This window comes from Bradyrhizobium genosp. L (assembly GCF_015624485.1).
Taxonomy (GTDB): domain Bacteria; phylum Pseudomonadota; class Alphaproteobacteria; order Rhizobiales; family Xanthobacteraceae; genus Bradyrhizobium.
Map to the genome: position 1 here is coordinate 1235197 of NZ_CP061378.1, position 24490 is coordinate 1259686.

At 65.1% G+C, this 24490-nt stretch carries 24 protein-coding genes; 8 read left to right on the plus strand and 16 right to left on the minus strand.

The features are described from left to right. Window positions 1–2 precede the first annotated feature (2 nt). Complete coding sequence (locus IC762_RS05725; RefSeq protein WP_195787651.1) at window positions 3–659, plus strand: glutathione S-transferase family protein; 657 nt, start codon at window positions 3–5, stop codon at window positions 657–659. A gap of 60 nt (window positions 660–719) precedes the next feature. Here the strand turns inward: IC762_RS05725 and IC762_RS05730 are convergent, their stop codons facing one another. The 3 genes from IC762_RS05730 to IC762_RS05740 form a co-directional block, all read right to left on the minus strand. Further along, the gene (locus IC762_RS05730; protein ID WP_195787652.1) at window positions 720–1460 is read right to left on the minus strand and encodes a hypothetical protein; all 741 of its coding nucleotides are present in this window, start codon (window positions 1458–1460) and stop codon (window positions 720–722) included. A 112-nt stretch (window positions 1461–1572) separates the two neighbouring features. Continuing rightward, window positions 1573–2346, minus strand: a complete 774-nt coding sequence (locus IC762_RS05735) for a COG4705 family protein (RefSeq protein WP_195787653.1) — start codon at window positions 2344–2346, stop codon at window positions 1573–1575. After that, window positions 2301–3269, minus strand: coding sequence for a MurR/RpiR family transcriptional regulator (locus IC762_RS05740; RefSeq protein WP_195787654.1), 969 nt, complete (start codon window positions 3267–3269; stop codon window positions 2301–2303). Before IC762_RS05740 ends, IC762_RS05735 begins: the two co-directional genes overlap by 46 nt. Before the next feature lie 90 nt (window positions 3270–3359). Here IC762_RS05740 and IC762_RS05745 point away from each other — a divergent pair, with 90 nt between their 5' ends. Beyond that, window positions 3360–4115: a transporter gene (locus IC762_RS05745; protein ID WP_195787655.1), complete on the plus strand. Its 756-nt coding sequence runs from the start codon at window positions 3360–3362 to the stop codon at window positions 4113–4115. 61 nt (window positions 4116–4176) lie between these two features. On the opposite strand, the gene IC762_RS05750 is transcribed toward IC762_RS05745, so the two are convergent. The 7 genes from IC762_RS05750 to IC762_RS05780 all read right to left on the minus strand — a co-directional run bounded on the left by IC762_RS05750 (window position 4177) and on the right by IC762_RS05780 (window position 11061). Beyond that, window positions 4177–4872, minus strand: coding sequence for an ABC transporter ATP-binding protein (locus IC762_RS05750; RefSeq protein ID WP_195787656.1), 696 nt, complete (start codon window positions 4870–4872; stop codon window positions 4177–4179). Then, entirely contained in the window at window positions 4872–5621 is a 750-nt protein-coding gene (locus IC762_RS05755; protein ID WP_195787657.1) for an ABC transporter ATP-binding protein, read from the minus strand. The genes IC762_RS05750 and IC762_RS05755 overlap by 1 nt, the downstream gene beginning before the upstream one ends. Next, window positions 5618–6916 carry a branched-chain amino acid ABC transporter permease gene (locus IC762_RS05760; RefSeq protein ID WP_195787658.1) on the minus strand — a complete coding sequence of 433 codons (1299 nt, stop codon included), beginning with the start codon at window positions 6914–6916 and terminating at the stop codon, window positions 5618–5620. The genes IC762_RS05755 and IC762_RS05760 overlap by 4 nt, the downstream gene beginning before the upstream one ends. Further along, window positions 6913–7860, minus strand: coding sequence for a branched-chain amino acid ABC transporter permease (locus IC762_RS05765; RefSeq protein ID WP_195787659.1), 948 nt, complete (start codon window positions 7858–7860; stop codon window positions 6913–6915). The genes IC762_RS05760 and IC762_RS05765 overlap by 4 nt, the downstream gene beginning before the upstream one ends. A 136-nt stretch (window positions 7861–7996) precedes the next feature. Then, window positions 7997–9235 carry a branched-chain amino acid ABC transporter substrate-binding protein gene (locus IC762_RS05770; RefSeq protein ID WP_195787660.1) on the minus strand — a complete coding sequence of 413 codons (1239 nt, stop codon included), beginning with the start codon at window positions 9233–9235 and terminating at the stop codon, window positions 7997–7999. A gap of 60 nt (window positions 9236–9295) precedes the next feature. Further along, window positions 9296–9541 carry a hypothetical protein gene (locus tag IC762_RS05775; RefSeq protein WP_195787661.1) on the minus strand — a complete coding sequence of 82 codons (246 nt, stop codon included), beginning with the start codon at window positions 9539–9541 and terminating at the stop codon, window positions 9296–9298. Between the two features lie 296 nt (window positions 9542–9837). Continuing rightward, window positions 9838–11061, minus strand: coding sequence for a TetR/AcrR family transcriptional regulator (locus tag IC762_RS05780; protein ID WP_246801440.1), 1224 nt, complete (start codon window positions 11059–11061; stop codon window positions 9838–9840). A gap of 186 nt (window positions 11062–11247) precedes the next feature. On the opposite strand from IC762_RS05780, the gene IC762_RS05785 reads away from it, so the two are divergent. Next, on the plus strand, window positions 11248–12312 hold the full coding sequence (locus IC762_RS05785; protein ID WP_195787662.1) for a ketopantoate reductase family protein: 1065 nt from the start codon (window positions 11248–11250) through the stop codon (window positions 12310–12312). 96 nt (window positions 12313–12408) lie between these two features. On the opposite strand, the gene IC762_RS05790 is transcribed toward IC762_RS05785, so the two are convergent. The 4 genes from IC762_RS05790 to IC762_RS05805 all read right to left on the minus strand — a co-directional run bounded on the left by IC762_RS05790 (window position 12409) and on the right by IC762_RS05805 (window position 18125). Then, on the minus strand, window positions 12409–14946 hold the full coding sequence (locus tag IC762_RS05790) for a branched-chain amino acid ABC transporter ATP-binding protein/permease (RefSeq protein ID WP_195787663.1): 2538 nt from the start codon (window positions 14944–14946) through the stop codon (window positions 12409–12411). Then, window positions 14943–15818: a branched-chain amino acid ABC transporter permease gene (locus tag IC762_RS05795; RefSeq protein WP_195787664.1), complete on the minus strand. Its 876-nt coding sequence runs from the start codon at window positions 15816–15818 to the stop codon at window positions 14943–14945. Before IC762_RS05795 ends, IC762_RS05790 begins: the two co-directional genes overlap by 4 nt. Before the next feature lie 44 nt (window positions 15819–15862). After that, window positions 15863–17101, minus strand: coding sequence for an ABC transporter substrate-binding protein (locus IC762_RS05800; RefSeq protein WP_195787665.1), 1239 nt, complete (start codon window positions 17099–17101; stop codon window positions 15863–15865). 130 nt (window positions 17102–17231) lie between these two features. Beyond that, a complete protein-coding gene (locus IC762_RS05805; protein WP_195787666.1) occupies window positions 17232–18125 on the minus strand; it encodes an IclR family transcriptional regulator in 894 nt (297 codons plus the stop codon). Between the two features lie 203 nt (window positions 18126–18328). Here IC762_RS05805 and IC762_RS05810 point away from each other — a divergent pair, with 203 nt between their 5' ends. The 4 genes from IC762_RS05810 (at window position 18329) to IC762_RS05825 (ending at window position 21767) form a co-directional block, all read left to right on the plus strand. Further along, window positions 18329–20128, plus strand: a complete 1800-nt coding sequence (locus IC762_RS05810) for a thiamine pyrophosphate-binding protein (protein WP_195787667.1) — start codon at window positions 18329–18331, stop codon at window positions 20126–20128. Between the two features lie 40 nt (window positions 20129–20168). Then, the gene (locus tag IC762_RS05815; protein WP_246801441.1) at window positions 20169–20693 is read left to right on the plus strand and encodes a hypothetical protein; all 525 of its coding nucleotides are present in this window, start codon (window positions 20169–20171) and stop codon (window positions 20691–20693) included. Between the two features lie 22 nt (window positions 20694–20715). Continuing rightward, complete coding sequence (locus tag IC762_RS05820; RefSeq protein WP_195787668.1) at window positions 20716–21099, plus strand: cupin domain-containing protein; 384 nt, start codon at window positions 20716–20718, stop codon at window positions 21097–21099. 119 nt (window positions 21100–21218) lie between these two features. After that, window positions 21219–21767: a carboxymuconolactone decarboxylase family protein gene (locus IC762_RS05825; protein ID WP_195787669.1), complete on the plus strand. Its 549-nt coding sequence runs from the start codon at window positions 21219–21221 to the stop codon at window positions 21765–21767. 66 nt (window positions 21768–21833) lie between these two features. Here the strand turns inward: IC762_RS05825 and IC762_RS05830 are convergent, their stop codons facing one another. After that, complete coding sequence (locus IC762_RS05830; protein ID WP_195787670.1) at window positions 21834–22826, minus strand: GlxA family transcriptional regulator; 993 nt, start codon at window positions 22824–22826, stop codon at window positions 21834–21836. Between the two features lie 56 nt (window positions 22827–22882). Here IC762_RS05830 and IC762_RS05835 point away from each other — a divergent pair, with 56 nt between their 5' ends. Further along, on the plus strand, window positions 22883–23593 hold the full coding sequence (locus IC762_RS05835; protein ID WP_195787671.1) for a DJ-1/PfpI family protein: 711 nt from the start codon (window positions 22883–22885) through the stop codon (window positions 23591–23593). 173 nt (window positions 23594–23766) lie between these two features. Here IC762_RS05835 and IC762_RS05840 read toward each other — a convergent pair whose 3' ends face one another. Beyond that, window positions 23767–24249, minus strand: coding sequence for a hypothetical protein (locus IC762_RS05840; RefSeq protein WP_246801442.1), 483 nt, complete (start codon window positions 24247–24249; stop codon window positions 23767–23769). Window positions 24250–24490 lie beyond the last annotated feature (241 nt).

Genomic DNA, 24490 nt, shown 5'->3' on the forward strand with positions numbered 1-24490 from the left:
CCATGCCGGATACGCTGACGTTATGGGGCGTCGGGACATCGCGGACGATCCGGGCGCATTGGGCATTGCGTGAACTCGGCCTCGAGTATCGCTGCAAGCCGATCCTGCCGCGCTCGGGCGAGACCAAGACGCCGGAATACACCTTGCTCAATCCTCGGCAGAAGATTCCGCTGCTGCAGGACGGCGACTTCACGATCGGTGAGAGCGCCGCCATCGTGGCCTATCTGGCGCGACACTATTCCAACCCGGATGTTTCGCTCGTCCCTTTCGAGGAGCGCGATTTCGCGCGCTGGCTGGAATGGTGCTTCTTCATCGTGGCCGAACTGGACTCGACCAGCCTCTATGTCATGCGCCGCCACGGGTTGAAGGGCCTTGCACATATCTATGGCCATGCGCCCGATGTGGTCGGACAGGCCGCGGAATATTTCCGCCAGCAGCTCCGGCATGTCGAAGTCGCGCTGTCGGATGGCCGCCAATATCTGATGGGCGACCAGTTCACCAGCGCGGATATCCTGCTGACGACCTGCCTCGTCTGGGCGATCGATTACGGTGTCGGGGTCTGCGATATCGCGAACCCCTATCTGGAGCGTCTCACGGCCCGGCCGGCCTACAAGGAAAGCGTCGCGATCAATTCGGCGCCGAGCCGCCCCGCGCAATGACGGAGCCGGCGTGCGTCGCATGTTCCAGCCATTCCTCGCGAATGGCGGGATGCGGCGATATCACGTGGTTGCAACTGCGTTTTCAGTTCTCGGTTGTTCCTTCCACACGATCAGGAGAACAACGAACAGAACTCCGGTGGCAAGCGTGCTCAGGGGCAAACCAAGCATGCCTCGAGCCGAAAGGTAGTCGCCGACGGCCGTGCCCGCGGCCCTGATGGCGACCACCGTCGTCCAGTAAACCGGCAGCAGGAGAAGCCACCCCTCTCGTCCGGCGATGAACAGGACGGCTACCACCGGGCACAGCAGGACTGCCGCGCCGCCGTCGTCCAATTTCAGGTTATGCGAGCAATAGTCGCCGATCTCGGTACCCAGCGTGCCCGCGAGGAACATGCAGATCCAGTAGCCGAGGTCGGCACACAACACCTCGTCCGACTTGTCGGCACGTTGCCGCCAGACGAATTGCCAACTGAGCCCGATGGCGCCGGCCAGCAGGATTGCCAAGGCGACCATGACCCAGAGGCGCGGCAGCTTCAGATCGCCCGCGGCGAAGTCCGCGAAATTCGTGGCCGCGGTGCGCACGATGATGATGGCGCACCAGTAATAGACCTGGTGCCGCATGCCGTCGAAGCGTTCGGCCGCCAGCACGAGGACGAGCGCAAGCGCCAGGAACGGCAGGCCGGCGACGTGGCCGAGGCCGAGATTATGGGCAAAGAAGTCGCCCATATTGGCGCCGAAGATGCTCGCGATGCAAAGCGCTGTCCAATAGCGTGGTCCCAGTGCGGGGAGATGGATCGTCTTCACGGGATCGTCCTTTCCGTCGGCTCGGTTCTGATCCCATCAGAACCGAACTCCAGATGCTTGCTTTGACGCGTTTTCTTGACGCGAACCGGTGTCCACTTCGCTCGAAAACGCTCTAGGTGCGGGTCGTTTCGGGCTTGCCAGAATGAGTGCCGGCCCGCTGCGGCAGCAGCGCCACGCACGCGATGATGAGCGCTGCCAGGATCGCCGATGCGTAATAGCGGCTGAAGGCGAGACCGCCATTGGCGTGGGGCTTGTCGAGCAGGTCGCCGAGGGTTGCGCCCAGCGGCCGGGTCAGAATGAAGGCGGCCCAGAATAGCAGGGTCCGCGACAGCGACGTGAAGAAATAGGCTGCGGCGATCACGACGAGCCCGCTCCCGAACACCAGCGCGCCGCCCTCATAGCCGAGGCCGTTGGTGTCGGCCATCCAGTCGCCGAGCGCGGTGCCAAGGGTCTGGGAAAACAGGATTGCGACCCAATAGAACGTCTCGACCCGCGGCGTCGACACCGTGTTGACGGAGACCGATCCCTCGGACCGGTACCAGAGCCCGAGCGAGACCATCAGCAACGCGAACAGCAGCGACGATCCGCCTGGATAGCCGATGCCAAGCGACCGGTCGGCGAAGTCGGCCATGGTGGTGCCGGCCGTGGTGGTGGCGACGACGACGAACCAGTACAGGGATGGATGGAACTTGCGGACCATGATCTGGGCGACGACAGCGGCGACGAAGATGCCGATGAAGATCGCGCTGCCGACCGCGTAGCCGAGATTCATGGACATCGACACGGCGTCGCCGCCGGTCTCGCCAAGTGTCGTGGCGAGGATCTTGATGATCCAAAAGATCAGCGTGACTTCCGGAACCTTGCTTGTTTCGATGTCCTGGTCCATGCGGGATTCCTTCGCTTTCGTCCAGCCTGCCCCTGAAAGGTCTTCTCGCTCTTGACCTGCGTCTCGGTCGCACGCCTCAGACGGTTGAGGTTATCGAGCGAAGCCAGCGCCGCATCCGGATTGGCGGCGGCGAGCGAGAGCACGAAAGCTTCGAGGCCGACGAGCGTTGCGCCGTGCAGTGCGATCCGGCCGGGACGGCCGCGGGGAATCGCCACGGAGATGTCCGCGAGCTTCGCCAGCGGCGTGTCGTCTGCCTCGGTAATCAGGACGCTCGGAAGGCCGAGCGCTTTCGCCTCCGCGAACACCGCCTTCACTTCGCGATAGAGGCGGCCATAGGCGAGGATCAACAGCGCGTCGCCCGCGCGCAGGTCGAGCAGTTGATCGGCCAGCATCGACCCGGTTGCGCTGATCGTGCGGCTGCGCCGGCCGCTGCGTGACAGCAGCATCGCGACATAGGCCGCGAGCGCCGACGAGGGGCCGATGCCGAACACCACGATGCGCGCGGCGCCGTCGAGCAGCCGCACCGCAGCGGTCATCTGCGCACGGCACTTTGCCGATTGCAGGACGGCGAGACCTTCGGCATGCGCCTGCAGGATGCCGTTGAGCGCCTTGCCGGTGCTCTTTTCGATATCGACCAGCGTCCGCCGCATGTCGTCGGCCGGCGTCGAACTCGCGCCGGATGTGAGGATGGCCGCCTTGAGATGGGCGAGGCTGGTGAAGCCGAGGCTCTGGACCGTCCGGAGCACCGTGGCGTCGGAGGTTCCGATCCGCGCGCCGAGCGCGGCGGCGGAACTCGCCAGCACGACCTGCCGGTTCTCGTCGATGAATTTGGCGACGCGCAACCCGGTCGCGGCAAGCTGCGGCTTCGCCTGCGCAAGCCTGCGGTCGAACTCGCCCGAGGCTGCGCCGGTTCCGGCTTTCACGACCATCATTCCGCCTTGTAGTAGAATAAACTCGGTGTCGATTGATGTAGTATATGCTACATCAATGCAAGTCAGAATGTTGCGAGTGGCATGCCCGGACGATGCGCAGTGCTGGTTGGTTCGGTATCGGCGGCGATCGTCTTGCTTGCGCTGCTCGTGCGGCCGGCGGCGGCGGGACCGCCCTTCGTCGCGGACGACCCCGAACCGACCGATACCGGCCATTTCGAGATCTATACGTTCGCGAACGGCACCAACACGCGCGCGGGTACGGCGGGTGAGGCCGGGATTGACTTCAATTATGGCGCAGCGCCTGACCTCCAGCTCACCGCGACGTTGCCGGCAGGCTATGCCGACGCAATGCAAGGCGGCACGCATGTCGGCCTCGGCAATGTCGAGCTCGCCGCGAAATACCGCTTCCTGCATCAGGACACGTTCGGACTGGATGTCAGTGTGTTCCCGCGCGTGTTCCTGCCGAGCGGATCGGAGATTGTCGGAGACAATCACGCGTCATTGTTGCTGCCGATCTGGGTCCAGAAGGATTTCGGCAAGGGCTGGTCCGCTTTCGGCGGCGGCGGCTGCACCTTCAACGAGATCCGCGCCGCGAATTTCTGTCAGGCCGGCGCGGTGGTGGCGTATCAGCTCCTGCCCAAGCTTCAGATCGGCGCCGAACTGTTCCATCAAACCGCCGACTCCCAGGGGACGCCCGCTTCGACCAGCCTCGGCGTCGGATGGCGTTACGACCTGACCGACAACTATCATCTGCTGGGCTATGTCAGGCGCGGGATTGAGAACGCCGACGAAACCGATCGATATTCCTGGTACGCGTCCGTGCTCTTTACCTTCTGACGCAAGGGCCGGAGCATTTCGAGCGAAGTGATAACCGGTCTACGCTGAGAAAACGCGCGGCTCACACCTCGAGCCATTCCTCGCGAACGGCCGCGTTGGACTTGAGCTGCTCGGGCGTGCCTTCGAACACGACGCGGCCGTGGCCCATGATGTAGAGGCGGTTCGAGATCTTCATCGCGATCGAGAGCTTCTGCTCGACCAGCAGGATGGCAACGCCGGCCTTGGCGATTGTCGCGATCAGTTCGCCGACCTGCTGCACGATCAGCGGCGCGAGGCCTTCGGTCGGCTCGTCGATCATCATCAATTCGGGGTCGCCGAGCAGGGTGCGGCAGGTCGTCAGCATCTGCTTCTCGCCGCCGGAGAGAACGCCGGCCGGCGTGTCGGCGCGCGCGGCGAGATTGGGAAACATGTCGAGCATGTCCTGCAGCCGCCACTTGCCGGGGCGGCGCGGATCCTTGATGCCGAGGATCAGGTTCTGGCGAACCGTCAGGCCCGGGAAGATGTCGCGATGCTCGGGCACATATCCGAGGCCGAGGCGGGCGATCTTGTGGCTCGGGAGACCGGCGATATCCTGGCCCTTGAAGCGGATCGTGCCCTGCGGCGGCACTTCGCCCATGATCGCCTTGACCGTGGTGGAGCGGCCGACGCCGTTGCGGCCGAGCAGGCTCACGACCTCGCCGGCCGCGATGTCGAGATCGACGCCCTGCAGGATGTGGCTCTTGCCGTAATAGGCGTGAAGATTCCTGACCTCGAGCATCAGTCGACCTCCTCGCCGAGATAGGCTTCCTTGACCTTCGGATTGCCGCGGATTTCCTCGGGGGTGCCTGATGCGATGATGTGGCCGTAGACCAGGACCGAGATCCGGTCGGCGAGGCCGAACACCACGCTCATGTCGTGCTCGACGATGACGAGCGTGCGGCCCTCGGTGAGGCGGCGGATCAGCGCGACGGCGCGGTCGGTCTCGGCATGGCTCATGCCCGCGGTCGGCTCGTCCAGCATGATGACATTGGCGCCGCCGGCGATGGTGATGCCGATCTCGAGCTCGCGCTGCTCGGCATAGGTCAGAAGCCCCGCCGGCACGTCGCGGCGGTGGGTCAGATGGATGTCGTCGAGGATCTGCGCGGTGCGTTGCTTCACCTCGGGCAGATTGTCGACGTTCTTCCAGAATGCGTAGCGGTGGCCGGTCGCCCACAGCACGGCGCAGCGGACGTTCTCCCACACCGTCATGCGGGCGAACACGTTGGTGACCTGGAACGAGCGCGACAGGCCACGGCGGTTGATCTCGAACGGGCGCAGGCCGGAGATGACGTCGCCGTTGAGCCGGATCTCACCCGAGGTCGGCTTGATGTGGCCGCTGATCAGATTGAACGTCGTCGACTTGCCGGCGCCGTTCGGGCCGATGATGGCGTGGCGTTCGCCCTTGGCGACGCTCAGATTGAGGTCGCGGATGATGCCGACATTGCCGAAGCGCTTTTCGACGGCTTTGACTTCGATCGCGGATGTCATGCGAGATACCCCCGATCACGGGCTACCGTCGCGGCACGATCCCAGGCCTCCGCGACGCGTCGCCAGGTGATACGTGCGATCAGGAAGCCGCCGACGAGGAGAATCGCAGCGGCTGCCCAGGTGGTCGGCGCAGTTGCTGCGAAGGGGATGCCGACGAGATTGACGACGTTGCCGCCGCCTTCGCCGCCCGAAAAGCGCGCGACGGTTTCGATGGTCAGGATGATGCCGAGCACCAGCGCCAGCGTCGGGATCGCCGCGACCAGGTAGGACGGGATCACCGTGCCGAGTGTGCCGGCGCGGATCAGCGGTCGGTGCTTCATCAAGAGCCCCGCGATGCCGCCCGGTGCGAACATCACGATGCCGATGAAGATGATGCCGAAATAGAGCTGCCACACCGAGGTGACGTTGGTCAGCCCGAGTTGCAGATAGGTCACCAGGATGGCGCCTAAAATCGGCCCGAAGAAATAGGCGGTGCCGCCGATGAAGGCGGCGAACAGCACGAGGCCCGACTGCGTCGCGCCGAGATAGGCGGAGTTGGCGATCTCGAAATTGATCGCGGTGAGTCCGCCGGCGATGCCGGCGAAGAAGCCGGCGAACATGTAGGCGAGATAGCGCACCACGTGCGGATCGTAACCGATGAACTCGACGCGTTCCGGATTGTCGCGCACTGCGTTGCAGATGCGCCCGAGCGGCGTGCGGGTCAGCGCATACATCGCGATCGCCGACACCATCACCCAGAACGCGATCAGATAGTAGACCTGAAGCTGCGGCCCAAACGTCCAGCCGAACAGCGGTAACAGCGAGGTGCGGTCGGTGGTGATGCCGGATTCGCCGCCGAACACGCTGCGCAGGATCAGCGACGAGGAGGCGACCAGCTCGCCGATGCCGAGCGAGATCATCGCGAACACGGTGCCGGCGCGCTTGGTCATGACCCAGCCGACCAGCAACGCGAACGCCATGCCGCCGACGCCGCCGGCCAGCGGGATCAGCGGCAGCGGGATCGGCCAGTTGTGATTGGCGGCCGCATTCATCATGTGGACGGCGAGGAAGCCGCCGAGACCGTATTGCACGGCGTGCCCGAACGACAAAAGCCCGGTCTGGCCGAGCAGGATGTTGTAGGACAGCGCGAAGATGATCGAGATGCCGATCAGGCTGAACGAGGTCAGCGAGCCGCCGGAGGAGAACACCAGCGGCAGCACGACGAGCAAGGCCGCTGCAATCAGCCAGACGCCGTAGAAGCTCAGCGCGCCGCCGGATTGATCCTTCGTCACGGCGGGAGTGGCGGCGTTGCTCATGACTCGCGCGTCCCCAATAGGCCCATGGGGCGGAAGATCAGGACCAGCACCAGCAGCAGATAGGGCAGGATCGGCGCGATCTGCGCGATCGTGACGTTCCAGATGTCGGTGAGCGGCGAGGGGCCGAGGCTCGGATCGAGCGGACCGAACACGCTGGCCAGCGAACCATTGAGCGCGACCGCAAAGGTCTGGATCAGCCCGATCAGGAGCGAGGCGATGAAGGCGCCGGGCAGCGAGCCGAGGCCGCCGAACACGATGACGACGAACAGGATCGGCCCGAGCAGCGCCGCCATGTCGGACTGCGTCACCAGCGAGGGGCCGGCGATCACGCCGGCAAGGCCCGCGAGCGCGCTGCCGACGCCGAATACCAGCATGAAGACGCGTCCGACATTGTGGCCGAGATGGCCGACCATGCTCGGATGGGTCAGCGCGGCCTGCACGATGAGGCCGACGCGCGTCTTCTTCAGGGTGACCAGCAGCGTCACGAAGATCACGACCGAGATCACCAGCATGAAGATCTTGTAGGCCGGGTAATTGGTGGAGAACACCGTGAAGGCCGGAAAGTCGAGTGCCGCCGGAACCCGATAGTCGACCGGGCTCTTGCCCCAGATCATCGAGACGATCTCTTCGATCGCGAACGCGAGGCCGAAGGTCAGCAGCAATTCGGCGACGTGGCCGTGCTTGTGGGTGTTGCGCAGGCCGTAGCGCTCGACCGCCATGCCGACCGCGCCGACCAGCAGCGGCGCGATCACCAGCGCCGGCCAGAAGCCGATCCAGCGGGTCAGCTGAAAGCCGAAGAAGGCGCCGAGCATGTAGAAGCTGGCATGCGCGAAGTTGAGCACGCCCATCATGCTGAAGATGACGGTGAGGCCGCTCGACAGCAGGAACAGCAGCATGCCGAACAAGACGCCGTTGAGCGTCGAGATGACGATCAATTCAGCCACGGTGCACCCGTTTGAGACCCGAACGATTCACGCGCAAAGACCCGTTGAACGATATGATGCCGGCATCGCACGCGTTGCCGGCTGAACAGCGCCTCCGCAACCCCTGGGGTTGCGGAGGCGTGACGCAAGCGACCGATCAGGGCCGCTTCATGTTGCAGGTGGTCGGAAGCATCGTCTGCGCAGTGTCGATCTTGGAGACGATATGCCAGCCCCAGCCGGTGTTCTCCTCGTCGTAGGGCTCCTTGGTCTTGTCGGCCAGCGAGCCGAACGAGGAGATGACGATCGGCTGGAAGAACTGGTGGTCGTCCTTGCGCATCAACCCGTCACCGCCGTCGAACACGTCGAACTTCATGCCTTCGAGCGCGGCCGCGACCTTCAGCGGATCGATCGAGTTGGCCTTCTCGGCGGCCGCCTTGAACATCCGCATCTCGTTGACCGCGCGCGGATACCACACGGAGATGCCGGTCTTGGCGCGGAAGTCCTTCTCGAAATCCATCGCCGCCTTGTTGCCGGAGTTCGGAACGCCTTCGCTGATCTGGAACACCTGGCCATCGAGACCGGTCTGCTTGATCGCGGTCGGCCCACCGGCGCCGCCGGCATAATAGGTGTACCAGTTGACCTTGAGGCCGGCGTCGGCCGCCGCCTTCAACAGCAGCGCGAAGTCCTGGCCCCAATTGCCGGTCACGACGGTATCGGCGCCGGACGCCTTGATCTTGGCGATGTAGGGCGAGAAGTCGGTGACCTTGAGCATCGGGTGCAATTCGTCGCCGACGATCTGGATATCCGGCCGCTTTTCGCCCAGCATCTTGCGCGCCGTGGTACGCACCGACTGGCCGAAAGAATAGTCCATGTTGATCAGATAGATCTTCTTGATGGACGACTGGCCCTTCATGTAGTTGGTCAGCGCTTCCATCTTGATGTCCGAGTTCGCGTCCCAGCGGAAATGCCAGTAGCTGCACTTCTCGTTGGTCATGCTCGGATCGACCGCGGCGTAGTTGAAGTAGAGCAGTTCCTTGCCGGGGTTGCGCGAATTGTTCTTGGTGACGAAATCCTCGAGCGCAGCGCCGACCGACGAGCCGTTGCCCTGCGTGATGTAGCGGATGCCGGCGTCGACCGCCTTTTGGGCCTGGACGAGGCTTTCCTGCGGATTGGTCTTGTTGTCGAGCGGGACGATCTCGACCTTGTGGCCGAGGATGCCGCCCTTGGCATTCAATTCGTCGGCCAGATACTGGAAGGTCTTCAGGCCGCCTTCACCGACGCTGGCGCCGCCGCCGGAAAGCGGATCGATGTAACCGATCTTGAGCGAGTCCTGAGCGTATGCTGTTCCTCCCAGCATCGTCAGCGCGGCCGCGGCAGCGACGATCAGTTTATGCATCCTGTTTCCTCCTTTTGTTCATTTCCAATTGCGCTTCAATATTGAAGACGTCTCGTAAGCTCAACTGCCAAAGCGCCGCAACGCCGTCAGCGCCGCGCATTGCTCCGTTGCTTCCGCCTCGTGCCTGCGCTCGAGATGCGCGTCGGCATTTTCCGCGGTACGGTTCGGTCCGGCCTGGCAAAGCATATGCATGCGTATTCGCGGGCGCCGAGGTCCGGGAAAAATGCCCTCGGTCGAGATGATCTGAGTTTCAAAGGATCCACGCCGGCACGGGTTGATCGTCCGGTTCGCGTTCGCGCCGGCCACGGCCGCGATCGTCGAGGCTCGACATCCAGGATGTCTGGATGCGCTTCAGCCATAGCTGCCGGCTCAAATTCCTTCGCGGTCCTCCGTTTCGGCGGCGCCTTGCAGCGCTTCGTGTCAACGGGCAAATCGCCCGCGGCAGATCGTTGCTGCCTTTTCCACGGAATCAACAGAAATCGAATATGATGTCAAGTTTCAACGGAGGACTTGCGCCCGAAGGTCTCGCCCAACATCAGGCTACCAGCTCCGTTGTTGAATTTGACGTCAATGTTTGCGAGGTATCGGCGCGGGCGACGGCCTTAGACGGGACGATGGCGCGGCTTGATGCCGAGGAGAAACAGCCGCGCGTAATGATCGGCGATCTGCAGCGGCGTCCAATTGCGCTTGCCCTTGAACCAGATCGGATACCAGTGGCCCATTCCGGTGAGGATACGTTCGGCGAAATAGGTGTCGATGCGGCGGAAGCGACGCTGGTCGATCCAGCGCTGATAGCTGTTCTGGTCGAGCCGGATCGTCGCCAGCACCTGCGCAACATAGGCCTTCTGGTCGGCATCCCTGAGATAGTTGATGTTGTGATAGGTGGTCTTCGGGCCGCATGGCGTGTCGTGCAGCATCAGCAGCAGACGGATTCGCTGCACCATGTGATCGAAGGCTTCCAGGTTTTGCTGCTGCAGATGTTCGCGGATGCCGACCTCGTTGTTGAGCCCGCGCTGCAGGCAGGCGAGCAGCAGGCTCTCCTTTTCGCTGAAATGATAGTAGATGCCGGCCCGCGTCATGTCCGCGTCCGCCGCGATGCTCTCCAGCGACGTGCCCATCGCGCCGCGCCGGTTGAAGCTGTCGGAGGCGATTGAAAGCATCCTGTCGAACTTCGCCGCGCGCTTGCTCAGGGCGGCGCGGGCTTCGAGGAAGGGCGCAAGACTGGGCGGCTGCGGCATGTCGGGCACGGCGATGTCGCGCCGGTACACGCCGTGGGCGATGATGTCGTCGATGCCGTCGATCGCCTGCTGGCGCGTGTAATAGTCGCGCTCGGAGAACCAGAACGGCACCCAGTCGAGGATCGAGATCAGGGCCACCGCCGTGAGCTGCGGTTCGTCGCATGCGATCGAGCCGTCGGCCACGCCGCGCGCCAGGATATCGGCGAGCAGCGTGACATTCTGCCAGCGCTGTTCGTGCACCTCGTTGCGGTATGGCGCGGCAAGGGCGTCGATATCGGTGAACAGGATCATGCGCCGGCCCTCGGGCCTGAGCCGGCCGCGCACGAAGCGCCTGACGATCTCGAGCCCGTCGATGCCGGGCTCCGCCGCGGCTTCGATCTCGCGCCGGTAGGTCGCAAGGCCGCGCAGATAGCAATGGAAGATCAGGTCGTCCTTGTCGCGAAAGTGGTGATACAGCGCGCCCGGTACCGCCTGCACCGCCGCCGCGACCTGCTCCATCGTCACATTGGCGTAGGAGTGGCGAGCGAACAGCCGGGACGCAGCGACGAGGATCTCTTCAGCCCGATCTGTCAGCTCAGCGACTTGCAAGCCCCGGTGCCCTTCCCGAACCGCGGAACGAAATTCCCATCCGCGAGATAATCCAAGAGACGATCGACGAGATAATCCGGGAGATAATCCTCTTGGCACGCGCTTGTCGATCTGCGATAGACGCTGGTATACCATACACCACGGCAGGCTGCCATCCGGGCGGATGGCATTTCCAAGAGAGAGAGCATGGCGCGCAACATTCTGATCTTGGGGGCCTCCTACGGCTCCCTGCTGGGGACCAAGCTTTTGATGGCCGGTCACAACGTGACCCTGGTTTGCCGGAAGAACACCGCGGAGCTGATCAATCGCGACGGCACCGAGGTGCGGATCAAGCTGCGCGACGAGAAGACGCATCGTTCGATTGTCTCGCGCGAGCTGCCGGGCAAGCTCGACGCCGTGACGCCCGGCGATGTCGACGTGTCGCGCTACGACATGGTCGCGCTCGCGATGCAGGAGCCGCAATACACCAACCACACGGTTCGCGTGCTGATGATCAAGATCGCGGCGGCGAAGCTGCCCTGCCTGTCGATCATGAACATGCCGCCCTTGCCCTATCTGAAGCGGATTCCAGCGCTCGCCGGCATGGACCTCGAAGAGGCCTATACCAACGCCCAGGTGTGGGAGCGCTTCGAGCCGGGACTGGTGACGCTGTGCTCGCCCGATCCGCAGGCGTTCCGCCCGCCGGAGGAGAAGGCCAACGTGCTGCATGTCGGCCTGCCGACCAATTTCAAGGCCTCCGTCTTCGCCGACGACAGGCACAACAAGGTGCTGCGCGAGCTCGAGGCCGACATCGACGCGGTGACGCTGGACGGCCAGGACGTTCCGGTGAAGCTGAAAGTATTCGACTCACTGTTCGTGCCGCTGGCGAAATGGTCGATGCTGCTCACCGGCAACTACCGCTGCATCACGCCGACGGAGCCGCTGTCGATCCGCGACGCCGTGCATGGCGATCTCACCCGCTCGCAAGCGATCTACGACCACGTCGATGGCATTGCGCGGCAGCTCGGCGCCGACCCCGCCGACCAGGTGCCGTTCGCCAAATACGCCAAGGCGGCGGAGAGCCTGCTGAAGCCGTCATCGGCGGCCCGCGCGGTGGCGGCCGGCGCACCCTTCATCGAGCGCGTCGACCTGCTGGTAAAGCTGATCTCGCATCAGCTCGGCGCGCCCAGCGCCGAGATCGACCGCACGGTCGAGACCGTCGATCAGAAGCTCAACGAGAAGATCGTGCAAGGCGGCTCGGGCGCGGAGTGAGGAACGAGCATGTCTTGCGTGTGAGGTGAGCACGCGCGTCCGGGGGAAGGAATCTACCCGCCGGTGGGTTCCTCACATCAAGGCCGCCGCACGCCCTCACAGCCAAAGCACCTTCTTGCGGTAGTCGAGGTCGACCAGCAGCTGGCTGGCCGGCCCCTCGTGGAACACCGCGCCGCGCTCCAGCGCGAACACGCGGTCGGCGAGCGCCAGCACGAGATCGAGATTGTGCTCGACGATCACGATCGAGATTTTCTCGCGCAAGCGATCGAACACCTTGAACAGGTCGAGGATCACGGCCGGCGCCAGGCCCTCGAACGGCTCGTCGAGCAGCAGCAGCCGGACATTGCCCGACAGCGCGCGCGCGACCGCGACCATCTGCTGCTCGCCGCCGGAGAGATAATCGGCCGCGACGTCCATGCGCGCCTTCAGCCGCGGGAAATGCGCGAGGATCTCGGCCTCGCTCCAGACCACGCCGGTTCTGCCGTCGGTGGCGCGGGCGAGGCGCCCGAGCGCCAGATTCTCGCGCACCGTCATGCCGGCGAACAGGCCGCGCCCCTGCGGCACGTAGCCGATGCCGAGGCGGGCGATATCGGGCGCAGCAAGCCGCGAGATGTCGCGGCCGTCGAACACGACGCTGCCGGATGCCAGCGGCACCAGGCCGGAAAGCGTCTTGAGCAGCGTCGACTTGCCGGCGCCGTTGCGGCCGAGCAAGGCGACGATCTCATGCTCGCGCACGTCGAAGCTCGCATCATGCAGGATGTGGCTCTTGCCATAGAAGCTGTTGACGCGTTCGACGCGCAGCAACGGCGCAGCGTCGACGGCCACATCCGTGCTGCGGACATGCGCGACCGGCGGAATGCCCGAGCCGGTGTAGATCTCCTGCACCCGGCGGTCGGCGCGCACCGCGGCCGGCGACCCCGTCATCAGCACCTCGCCCTGGTTCATCACCGTGACATTGTGCGAGAAGCCGAGCACGCGGTCGATGTCGTGCTCGACGATCAGGACCGGGACCTTGGTTGCCACCGACCGGATCAGGTTCGAGACCCGCTCGCGCTCGGCGGCGGCAAGGCCCGCGAGCGGCTCGTCGAGCAAAAGCACTTTCGGCCTCGAGCCGAGCGCGATGCCGAGATCGACCAGCCGCTGCCCGCCATAGGAGAGCTCGCCGCCCTCGATGCTCTCGATGCCTTCGAGGCCTAAGAATTTCACCAGCGCTGCGGTCTCGGCGTGGATGTCCGCATAGCTGTCGATATCGCGCCAGAGATCGAGCCGCCTCGGATGCTGCGCCTGGCGCGACAACCGCAGATTCTCGTAGATCGACAGTCCCTTGAACAGATTGGTGATCTGGAACGAGCGCGCCAGGCCCCGGTGGCAGATCAGCTCCGAGGGCGTGCCCTGGATCTCGTGGCCGTTGAGGCTGATCGTGCCGCTGTCGGTCGGATAGAGGCCGGACACCAGGTTGAACAGCGTGGTCTTGCCGGCGCCGTTCGGGCCGATCAATGCGTGGATCTCGCCGGCGGCGATCTTCAGGCTCGCGTTCGAGACCGCGCGGATGCCGCCGAAGGATTTGGCGACGCCTGCGACCTCCAGTACGGTGCCGACGCGGGCGTCCGGGATCAGGAAACCGGGCAACGGCAGGCCGTCATAGGTCTTGCGCCGGCTCATCGCGGCAGCCTCCTCGGGCGCGGGCCACAGCCGGCGCGCAAGCTGCGACCAGACGCCGACCAGGCCGCCGGGCGAATACATCACGAAGCCGACGAAGATCAGCCCGAACCACAACAGCCAGTTCGGCGTCCAGATCGAGAACAGCTCGCGGAACAGGATGAAGAACAGCGCGCCGAGCGCCGGTCCCAGCAAATTGCGCATGCCGCCGATCACGACGATGGCAAGCAGCTCGCCGGAGAACGGCACCGAGACCGCCTCCGCCGACACCAGATAGTTCTGGAAGCCGACCAGGGCGCCCGCGAGCCCGGTGACCACCGCCGAGATCACGAACACCGCGAGCTTGTAGCGCTCGACCGGAAAGCCCTGGAAGCGCGCCCGCATCGCGTTCTCGCGGATCGCGACCAGCACATGGCCGAACGGCGAGCGCACCAGGCGGATCAGGAGATAGAGCACGCCGAGCGCGATCAGCGCGACGACGACGTAGTAGGTCAGCGCGTCGTCGAGATTGAGCGGGCCGAGCCGGCCGCGCTTCAATCCGCCGAGCCCGTCCTCGCCGCCGGTCAGGGCGCTCCAGCGGAATGCGGTGGTGTAGGTCAGTGCCGCCAGTGCCAGGGTCAGCAGCGAGAAATAGACGCCGCGCCGGCGCAGGATGATGACGCCGATCAGGCTCGCCGCCACCGCGACCACGGCCGTCGCCAGCAGCAGCGGCAGCCAGATCTCGCCGGGGAAGTAATGCAGCTGGATCAGCGCGGCGGCGTAGGCGCCGATGCCGAACCAGGTGCCGTGGCCGAACGAGACCAGGCCGGTGTAGCCGATACAGAGGTTGAGGCCCATCGCCGCGACCGCGAGCGCCACCACCATGGTGCCGCTGTTCAGCGACAGCCCGAGCGCACGCAGCACGAACGGCAGCGCGATCACCCCCAGCACGGCCAGCAGGAGCGGGCGATATTTCTCGGCTGCGGTGACCGTCATTCGAACTTCTCGATGCGCTCGCCGAGCAGGCCGCGCGGCCGCAGCATCAGCACCAGAAACATCAGGATGTAGATCGAGGCCTCGCCCGCGGCCGGCGCGAAATGGATGGTGATGCCCCTGGTGACGCCGACCAGCAATGCCGCGAGCACGACGCCCCAGAAGCTGCCGAGGCCGCCGATGACGACGACGACGAAGGCGACCGTGATGATCTCGGCGCCCATCGCCGGATGCACGATGCTGATCGGCGCGAAGAACGCGCCGCCGAGCGCGGCCATGCCGACACCGAGCATCACGATCCCCGTCATGTAGGGCTGCAGGCGGATGCCGAGCGCCGCCACCATGTCCGGCCGCTGGATGCCGGCGCGCACCACGCGGCCGAACGAGGTCTTGTGCAGCAGCAGCCAGACGCCGAGCAGCACGGCCGCGACGACGCCGAGGATCAGCAGGCGATAGCGCGAGAACAGGAAGTCGCCGACGATGATCGAGCCGCGGAACGCGGGCGGGATCGACGCCGACAACGGTGCCGCGCCCCAGATCATGCGGATCGCCTGCTCGGCAACCATGGCGAGGCCGAAGGTGACGAGCAGGCTCAGGATCGGGTCCTGAGCGTAGAAGCGGCGCAGGATGAAGCGCTCGAACAGGATGCCGAGCAGCGCGACCGCGACCGGCGACAGCACGATCGCCGCACCGAAGCCGAGCGCGCGGGTGATCTCGACCGAGACATAGGCGCCGAGCGCATAAAACGCACCATGCGCGAGATTGACGATGCCGCCGACGCTGAAGATCAGCGACAGCCCAAGCGCGATCAAGAGGTAGTAACCTCCGAGCACGAGGCCGTTGACCACCTGTTCCAGCAAGAACTCGAATTGCATCATCGATCCCAAGCCGCAGGTTCAGGTCAAGGTCGCGCGGCTGCTCACATCGCGCAGGGATTCTGTTCCTTGGTCAGCGCGATCGATTCCAGCGACTCGTTCGGTTCGGGGATCGCCGCGCCGAGTTCGAGCGTGTCCCATTGATCCTTTGCCTTGCCCTTCGGCTTGACCGTGAACGGATAGGCTTCCTGCATCAGTTGGTGATCCCAGGAGCGGAAGTAGGCCTTGCGGGCCTTCAGGATGTCGAACTCGGTCTGCTTCTCGAAATAGCCGATCAGCTTCTCGGTCTCGGTCGATTTGGCCTCGGTCATCGCCTGCGCCATCATCTTCAGCGAGACATATTCGATCCAGGCGTGGTTCTCCGGCGGCTTGCCGTACTTCTTGATGAAGTTGGCGACGAACGTCTTCGACGCCGGCACGTCCGAGGTGTGATACCAGACCGTCGGCCAGGTGCCGCTGAGATTGCCGTCGCCGGCGGCCCAGGCATCGGCGGTGTTGAGGTTGAAGCCGACGATCGGATAGGGCAGGCCGAATTCGGCGTACTGCTTAATCAGATTGGTGACCTGGTTGCCGGCGAGGTTGGAGCAGACGATGTCCGGCTTCGATTGGCGGATCTTGAGGAGATACGGGCTGAAGTCGGTGACGTCGGTGGCGACCAGTTCGTCGCCGATCAGTCTGCCGCCATTGCCGTCGAAGAACGCCTTGGCCGCGCGCGCCAGATCATGACCGAAGATGTAGTCGGCGGTCAGGGTGTAGAATTTCTTGTCCTTCATCATGTTGTCGCGCACCAGCGCCTTGCCGACCGCGTTCACCATCACGGTCGAGGGGATGTCGACGTGGAAGGTGTAGCGGTTGCAGTTCTTGCCGCGCAGCGCGTCGGAGCGCGCCCCGATCTGCATGAACAGCCGCTTGTTGCGGTCGGCGACCTGCATGATGGTCAGCGCCGAGGCCGAGTTGATCTCGCCCATCAGCACCGCGACGTTGTCCTGGTCCAGCATGCGCTGCGCCTTGGTCGCGGCGGTGGCGGGATTGACCGAGTCCTCCGAGAGCACGTCGAGCGGCCGGCCCATCACGCCGCCGGCGGCGTTGATCTCCTCGGCCGCCATGCGGATGCCGAGCTGCGCATAGGCGCCGAGCGCGCCGAGGAATCCGGTCAGCGGCGTCAGATGGCCGATCCTGATCTTGTCGGCCTCGGCGCGAACGATCGACGGAAAGCCGAGCGCCGATGCGCCGGCGAGCGCGGTGCCGTGTTGCAGGAATTTGCGTCGGCTGAAGCGGATCATGGTCTCCTCCCGGGCGCGCCTGTCTCTCGTCGCTTATGCGACATTGTGAGAGATGCTTTTTTATTATTGGAGGATATTTCCGGACGCGATGAGCACTGTCAACGCTTAAAGCGCCGTCGCGTCTTTGGTCTTATGCCGGCCTGACGACGCCCTTGGCGCCGAACTCGAGCGACAGGCGGTTGGCGGTGGCGCGCACCGCCTTGGCGTGGGTTTGCAGCGCCTGGTTGGTGAGCCGCCAGATCGGGCCGGAAATGCCGAGCGCACCGATGGTCTGCCCGGTGAAATCCATCACCGGCACGGCGATGCAGCGCACCTCCGCATTGTACTCGCCGTCGTCGAAGGCAATTCCCGAGCGCCTGACCTCGGCGATCTCGCGCAGCAGGACAGTACCTTCGGTGATCGACTTCTCGGTCGAGGGTTTCAATTCGACGCGATCGAGATAACGCGTCAGCTGGTCAGGGCGGAGCGAGGCCAGGATGATCTTGCCGAGCGCCGTGGAATGCGCCGGCCGTACCACGCCGACGCGGTCGGTGAGCTGGAATGCGCCGGGGGCTGCGGTGCGGGCGATCACCACCACGGTATCGCCCATGCGCACCGCGAAATGGCCGGTCTCGCCGGTCTCGCGCGACAGATCTTCGAGAATGGGCGTCGCCACGTTGACCATCTCGATCTCGTCGAGCGCGCTGGCGGCGAGCGCGAACAGCGGCCGGCCGATCCGGTAGCGCTTGGAATCCTTCTCCTGACGGAGGTAGCCGAGCGAGACCAGCGTCTTGGCGAGGTGGAAGGTGGTGGAATTATGCAAGCCGACCAGCTTGCTGAGGTCGGCAAGCCCGATGCCGTCGCGATGCCGGGCAACCTCTTCCATGATCGAGAAGGCGCGGCCGAGCGACTGCACGCCGCCGCGCGCGCGGTCCTCCGCCTCTTCGTCGATATCGCGATGCGGCGACTGCACGAGTTTTGCGATCGCGGCCTTGCGCAGGCTGGCGGGCTTCGCGGCTGTGTTGTCCTTGCTGCGTGCTTTCACGGGGCCCCTTGGGTCTGAACGGCGCGCGGCCGGGTTTCGCAGCGTATATCACAATAGCAATTGACGTACAGTATTATGAGACATACGGTCGGCCCCCGCCAAGCCGGATCAACCGGCAGCGCGATCGTGGGCCGCGGAAAAAAGGCGCCCATGAGCCGCGGAGACATAAAGCTTCGTTGAGCCTTCGAGGGAGAGTGCAGTCGATGTCGCGCAACATGCTCAACGGGGCCCAGGTGATCGTCGACTACCTGATCCAGGAGAAGGTGCCGCAGGTGTTCGGCCTCTGCGGCCACGGCAACATCCAGTTCATCGACGCGCTCTACGAGCGCTCGGCCGACATCAAGACCATCTCGGTGCATCACGAGAGCGTCGCCGGCTTCATGGCCGACGTGTACTACCGCGTCTCGGGGCGGCCGACCGCGACCTTCACCTCCTGTGGGCCGGGCTCGGCCAATCTGCCGATTTCGCTCGCCAATGCGTTCCTCGATTCCGTGCCGTTCATGGCGGTGACCGGCAACGTGCCGACCAGCCAGTTCAACCGCGGCGCGTTCCAGGAGATGTATCGGCACTACCAGGCCGACTTCCCTTCCACCGTACGCACGATGTGCAAGAAGGTGTTCCAGCCGACCCGCGGCGAAATGGTGCCGCTCGCGGTGCGGCAGGCGTGGAAGACGATGACGTCGGGCCGGCCGGGGCCCGTGGTGCTCGACGTGCCCTTCGATGTGTTCATGGAGTCGGCGGCCGAGGAGGCGCCGAACGCGCAAAGCTGGAACGCCAACATCTCGAGCCGCTGCGGCGCCGATCCGGAAGGCGTGGTGAAGGCCGTCGACATGCTGCTCGGCGCCGAGCGGCCGGTGATCCTGATCGGGCAGGGCGTCCGCTATGGCGGCGCGGCCGAGGCGTTGAAGCGGCTCGCCGAGCGGCTGCAGATTCCGGTGGCGGCCTCGGCCAGCGGTCTCGGCGGGCTGGACTGCCACCATCCGCTGGCACTCGGCCTCGTCGCCCGCGCCGGGCACTACCAGGCCAATCACGCCACGCGCCAGGCCGACGTGCTGCTGGCGCTCGGCGTCCGCTTCGACGACCGCACCTCGAGCTCGTGGATTCCCGGCTATTCCTTCACCATCCCGCCGACGCGGCTGATCCATGTCGACATCGATCCCGAGGAGATCGGCCGCAACTATCCGGTCGCGCTCGGCCTGATGGCCGATGTGCGGGTGTTCCTGCAACAGGTCCATGCCGAGCTCGACCGCCGCGCCAGCGTCACGGCGAAGGCCGATGCGCGCGCGAAATGGCTGGCGCAGATCGATACCTATCGCAAGGAATGGGATCGCTTCGTCGCGCCGGGCTTTTCCGACGACACCACGCCGATCAATCCGCAGCGCGCCGCCGCCGAGATCGACAAGGCGCTGCCTGAGGATGCGATCCTGGTGAGCGATATCGGCGTACATCACAACTGGCTGCTCGGTTTCTGCAAGCCGCGGCGGCCGGATTCGCTGATCGGCTCGATGGGATTCGGTCCGATGGGCTTCGGCGTTGCCGGCGTGATGGGCGCGAAATTCGCGGCACCCGACCGTCCCTGCGTCTCGGTGTGCGGCGACGGCGCCTTCTTCATGCACGCCAACGTGCTGGGCACCGCAGTCGAATATAATCTGCCGGTGGTCTGGGTGGTCTGGAACAACTACGCCTATGCCTCGATTCGCGGGTTGCAGCGCGGCTATCTCGGCGGCCGCGAGCTCGCGACCGATTTTCACGATCCGGCGTCGGGCGAGCGCTACAATCCGGATTTCGCCGCGATGGCGCGCGCCTGCGGTGTCGAAGGCGTTCGCGTCGACCGCGCCGCCGACCTCGGCGAGGCCGTGCGCAAGGGCATCGCCGCCAACAAGCCGTATCTGATCGACGTCGACATCGCCGCCGACGTCAATCCGTCCGGTGCCGGCGTGTGGGAATTGCCGGGCCTCGGCCAGAGCAAGCCCGGCATCGGCACGCGTTACCAGCCGGCATGATCGTAACGCGCTGACGCCAGGCTCACTCGGGAGGACACGGATGGCTCCGGACAGCATGATCGGCCGTATTGCAGCAGCGGCGGGTGTGCGGGGCGAACCCGGCACCGGCGACAAGGTCCGGATTGGCCTTCTCGGCGGCCTGATCGGCGGCGTGATCATCTGGATCTACGAGGCCGTCGTCTGGGTCGGCATCCAGCATTTGATGCCGCTCGGCGGCATCCCGCGCAACGCGACCGGGCTGGTGTTCGGCAAGGCGGTGCAGGATTCCCTCGGCGCGATCGCCTATCTGGTCGGCACCGGCATCCACTTCGTGTTCGCGCTGGGCTGGGGCATCGTCTTCGCGCTGGCGTGGCCCTGGTTCCAGCGCCGCGGCTACGAGGCGACGCTGGTCGCGCTGTTGTTCGCAATCCTGCTCTGGATCGTGATGCATGTCGCGATCGCGGTGGTTTCCGACAACCATCCGAACTATCTCGATCCCGCCGTGGTGATCGGCGGCTTCATGTCGCATTTCTTCTATGCGGTGCCGCTCGCGCTCTATGTCAAGCACCGCTTCGCACAGGGTTGAACCGGAACAGGGACGAAAGCCGATGCACAAGGATACCAACGGCGCCTTCATCCGCAACATCGCCGAAGTGCCGTGGCGCGAGTTTCCCAACCATTTCGGCGGCGCGCTGTCGAAGCCGCTGGTGATGCCGGAGACCGCAGGTGCGCGCCATCTCGACTACCGCATCTCGCTCTACCAGCCGATGGCCTATGTCGCGCGGCACAAGCATCAGGTCCAGGAGCAGATCTATCACGTGCTCGAGGGCGAAGGGCTGATGGAGATCGCAGGCGTTGCCCGCGTCGTGCGCAAGCATGACGTGATCTTCCTGCCGCCCGGCATCGAGCATGCGATCTCCAATTCCGGACTGGTCGACCTCGTGTTCCTGGTCATCACCTCGCCGGTGAGCGACGAAGCGCCGCCGGGGTGAACGAGGCCATGGCTGGACGGGGATGGCGTGGAATGTGGGGCCTTTGGCGAGGCCGTGGCGCGCGCCGCAGCTAGATAGCGTGCAGCGAAACACGGCCCAACCCGCGAAAGGCCCTTCCGATGGCACGTTTTCCCGTCCATACGTTCGACACCGCCCCCGACGCCTCAAGGCCGTCCCTGAACGACGTACAGGCGCGGTTCGGCATGATCCCCAATCTCGCCGCCGCGATGGCGACGTCGCCGGTGCTGATCCAGAGCTTCATCGGCATCTTCGACAAGGTTCACGGCGGCAACTTCACCGAGCCGCAGATCCAGACCGTGCTGCTCACCGACGCCGTGGCCAATCGTTGCACCTGGGCGGTCGCGCTGCACACCGCGCTCGGCCTGCAGGCCGGCCTCGATCCGGCGGACGTCGAGGCGATGCGTGCCGGCCGCTCGCCGGCACACAAGCAACTCGGCGCGCTCTCGACATTGGCGCGGACGCTGATCGAGACGCGCGGTCGCCTCGACGACGACGATATCGAGCGTTTTCTGGCCGCCGGCTTCAGCAAGGAGCTGCTGCTCGAGACGATCAACATCGTCGCCGCCTCGACCATCACCAACTTCACCGGCAACGTGACCCATCCGCCGCTCGAGGACATGTTGCAGGCGCATGCCTGGAACGGCTGACGTGCGTCCGGCACGGTTCCAAGCGCTACGCGGCGGTCGCAAGGCCGCCGCGCTTGCTGATCCTCGTCAGGTGAACCTGGCCCGGTAGTCCTGCGGCGTGGTGGCGAGCAGCCGCAGGAAGCTGCGGCGCATGGTCTCCTCCGAGCCGAAGCCGCAACGTTGCGAGATGCGTTTGATGGGCAGCCGCGTCTCCGACAGCAGATGCCGCGCGCCTTCGACCCTCAGGCGTTCGATCGCACGCGCAGGTGTCAGTCCGGTCGATTCCGCATAGTGCCGGCTGAAGCTGCGCTCGCTCATGCCGGCCTGCTTCGCCAGCGTCGGCAGCGAGAGATCGCCGGCCAGATGGGCACTGATCCAGTCATGCAAGGCGCTGAACCTGTCGTCGGTCGCCTGCAAGGAGAGGATCTCGCTGAACTGGGCCTGTCCACCCGGCCGCTTGAGAAACACGACCAGGTAGCGCGCGACGGCGAGCGCCATGGCGCGGCCGAGGTCTTCCTCCACCAGGGCCAGCGCGAGGTCGATGCCGGAGGTGACACCGGCCGAGGTCCAGATCGAACCGTCGCGGACGAAGATCGGATCGCTTTCGACCTTGACGAGCGGAAACCGCCGGGCGAGCTCGGCGCAGAAGCTCCAATGCGTTACCGCGCGCCGCCCGTCGAGCGCGCCTGATGCCGCGAGCAGGAAAGCCCCGGTGCAGACCGACGCGGTGCGCCGCGCCTGCCTGCTGCGCCGACGCACCCAGTCGACCAGTTCGGTGTCTTCGGTTGCGGCGTCGACGCCGTCGCCGCCGGCGATCACCAGCGTATCGAGCTCTGCATCGATGGACGAAAGCGGATGCACCGCAATCCCGACGCCGGCCGACGCCTCGACCGTCGGGCCGTGTCTCGCGACGATGCGAACGACATAGGGCTCGGCGTTGCCGGCCTTCGACATCATCGCGTTGGCGGAGGCGAACACCTGCAGCGGGCCGGTGACATCGAGCAACTGCACGGACGGAAAGGCGACGACTTCGACCAGCCGGCTGTCGCTTGGCCGAGAACGAGGGGGTTTTGGCGTCATGGTGCGAACGTCGCGCGATAGCCTGGTGTTGTCCAGAGTGGAACAGGAGACGGCGGATGATCCCCCATGACGTTCACTTGCAGATCGGCTCGCTGCTGTTCGAGGCGGTCGACCAGATCGATCTGACCGGCCCCTTCGAGGTGCTGTCGCGGATTCCCAACGCGACCTATCGCATCTACGGCAAGACGGCCGGCGCGGTTCGCGACGTCAAGGGATTGCGGCTGACGCCCGATGGCACGCTGGCCGAGGCGCCGCCGCTCGATGTCCTGCATGTGCCGGGTGGATTCGGCCAGGAAGCCCTGATGGACGACGAGGAGGTGCTCGGCTGGATCCGCCAGCAGGCGGCGGGGGCATGCAGCATCTTCTCGGTGTGCACCGGTGCTCTGCTGTGCGGCGCTGCCGGGCTGTTGAAGGGACGCAGGGCGACCACCCATTGGGCGTCGTTTCATCTGCTGCCGCTGTTCGGCGCGATCCCGGTCAACGAGCGCGTGGTGGTCGACGGCAGCTACATCTTTGCCGCCGGCGTCACCGCGGGCATCGACGGTGCGTTGCGGCTTGCGGCCGAATTGCGCGGCGACGATGCCGCGCGCGCGATCCAGCTCTACATGGCCTATGCGCCGGAGCCGCCGTTCGACAGCGGTACGCCGGAGACCGCGCCGCCCGCGATCCTCGCGCAATCGCGAGAGTCTGTGCGCGCCATTACCGCGCAGCGGGAAGGGACGGCACGGCGCGTCGGCGCACGGCTTGGTGTTGTTGTTCAGGAATAGCGCGCTGCGGCGCCGATTTTTGAACCAGTCGTCCTGGCGAAAGCCAGGACCCATAACCACCGAACATGGACTGTGGTGGGATGGCGGCCCCAGCGTCGCGCAACAAAACCCGAACAGGGTAATGGGTCCTGGCTTTCGCCAGGACGACGTTGAGTGCTTAGATGCTCGGTGTTCTAATTCCCGGGCTCGAACGTGCAGTCGGCGCCGCCGCCGGCCTTGTCCTTGATCGCGGCCGGATCGAGCGTGCAGGACAGTTTTGACAGCGCCTCGTAGATGGTGCCGGCGGCGCCGTCGCCGGGCACGCCGGCCAGTGCTACGGTGGCATAGATCGCGTTGGCCTCGGCGCCCTTCACGGTGCGGGTGTGGTGGCCGAAGGTCAATTCGCAGGAGCGCGAAGTGATGTCGACATTGCTGGCGCGGCAGACGACCTTGTCCGCCGTGACCACGATCTTCTTGGTGCAGGGGAAATTGCTGTTGCCGTTGAAAAACGCGGCGACCGCCTTCTTCGCCTTGGCAGGCATCGGCGAATAGGGCGCGACGACGCCGGCCAGCGCCAATCCGACCGAGCCGGAGGCGGTCGCGGGGGCGGCTGACGCACTGGAAGTCGCGGCCAGCGCGAGCGCGCCTGTGACAATCATCAATCCGGTGAATTTCATCCTGGCCTCCCGCATACTGCGCATTTTCGCGACGCGGAATCGCTACCACGGGCTGTGTCGGATCATGGTGAGGCGGTTCACAGCGCTCCCACAACTTCGCGTGAGGAATCCGCTCCGCGGATAGGGCAGGGCGGCCCCGCGCGGATCGGCTTGCACGATCGCGCCATCGGCGTCACAGTCCGGTTCGCGGCAGCGATGCCGCCAACAATGACGGCAAAGAACGCTTAAGTCCGAGGAACGC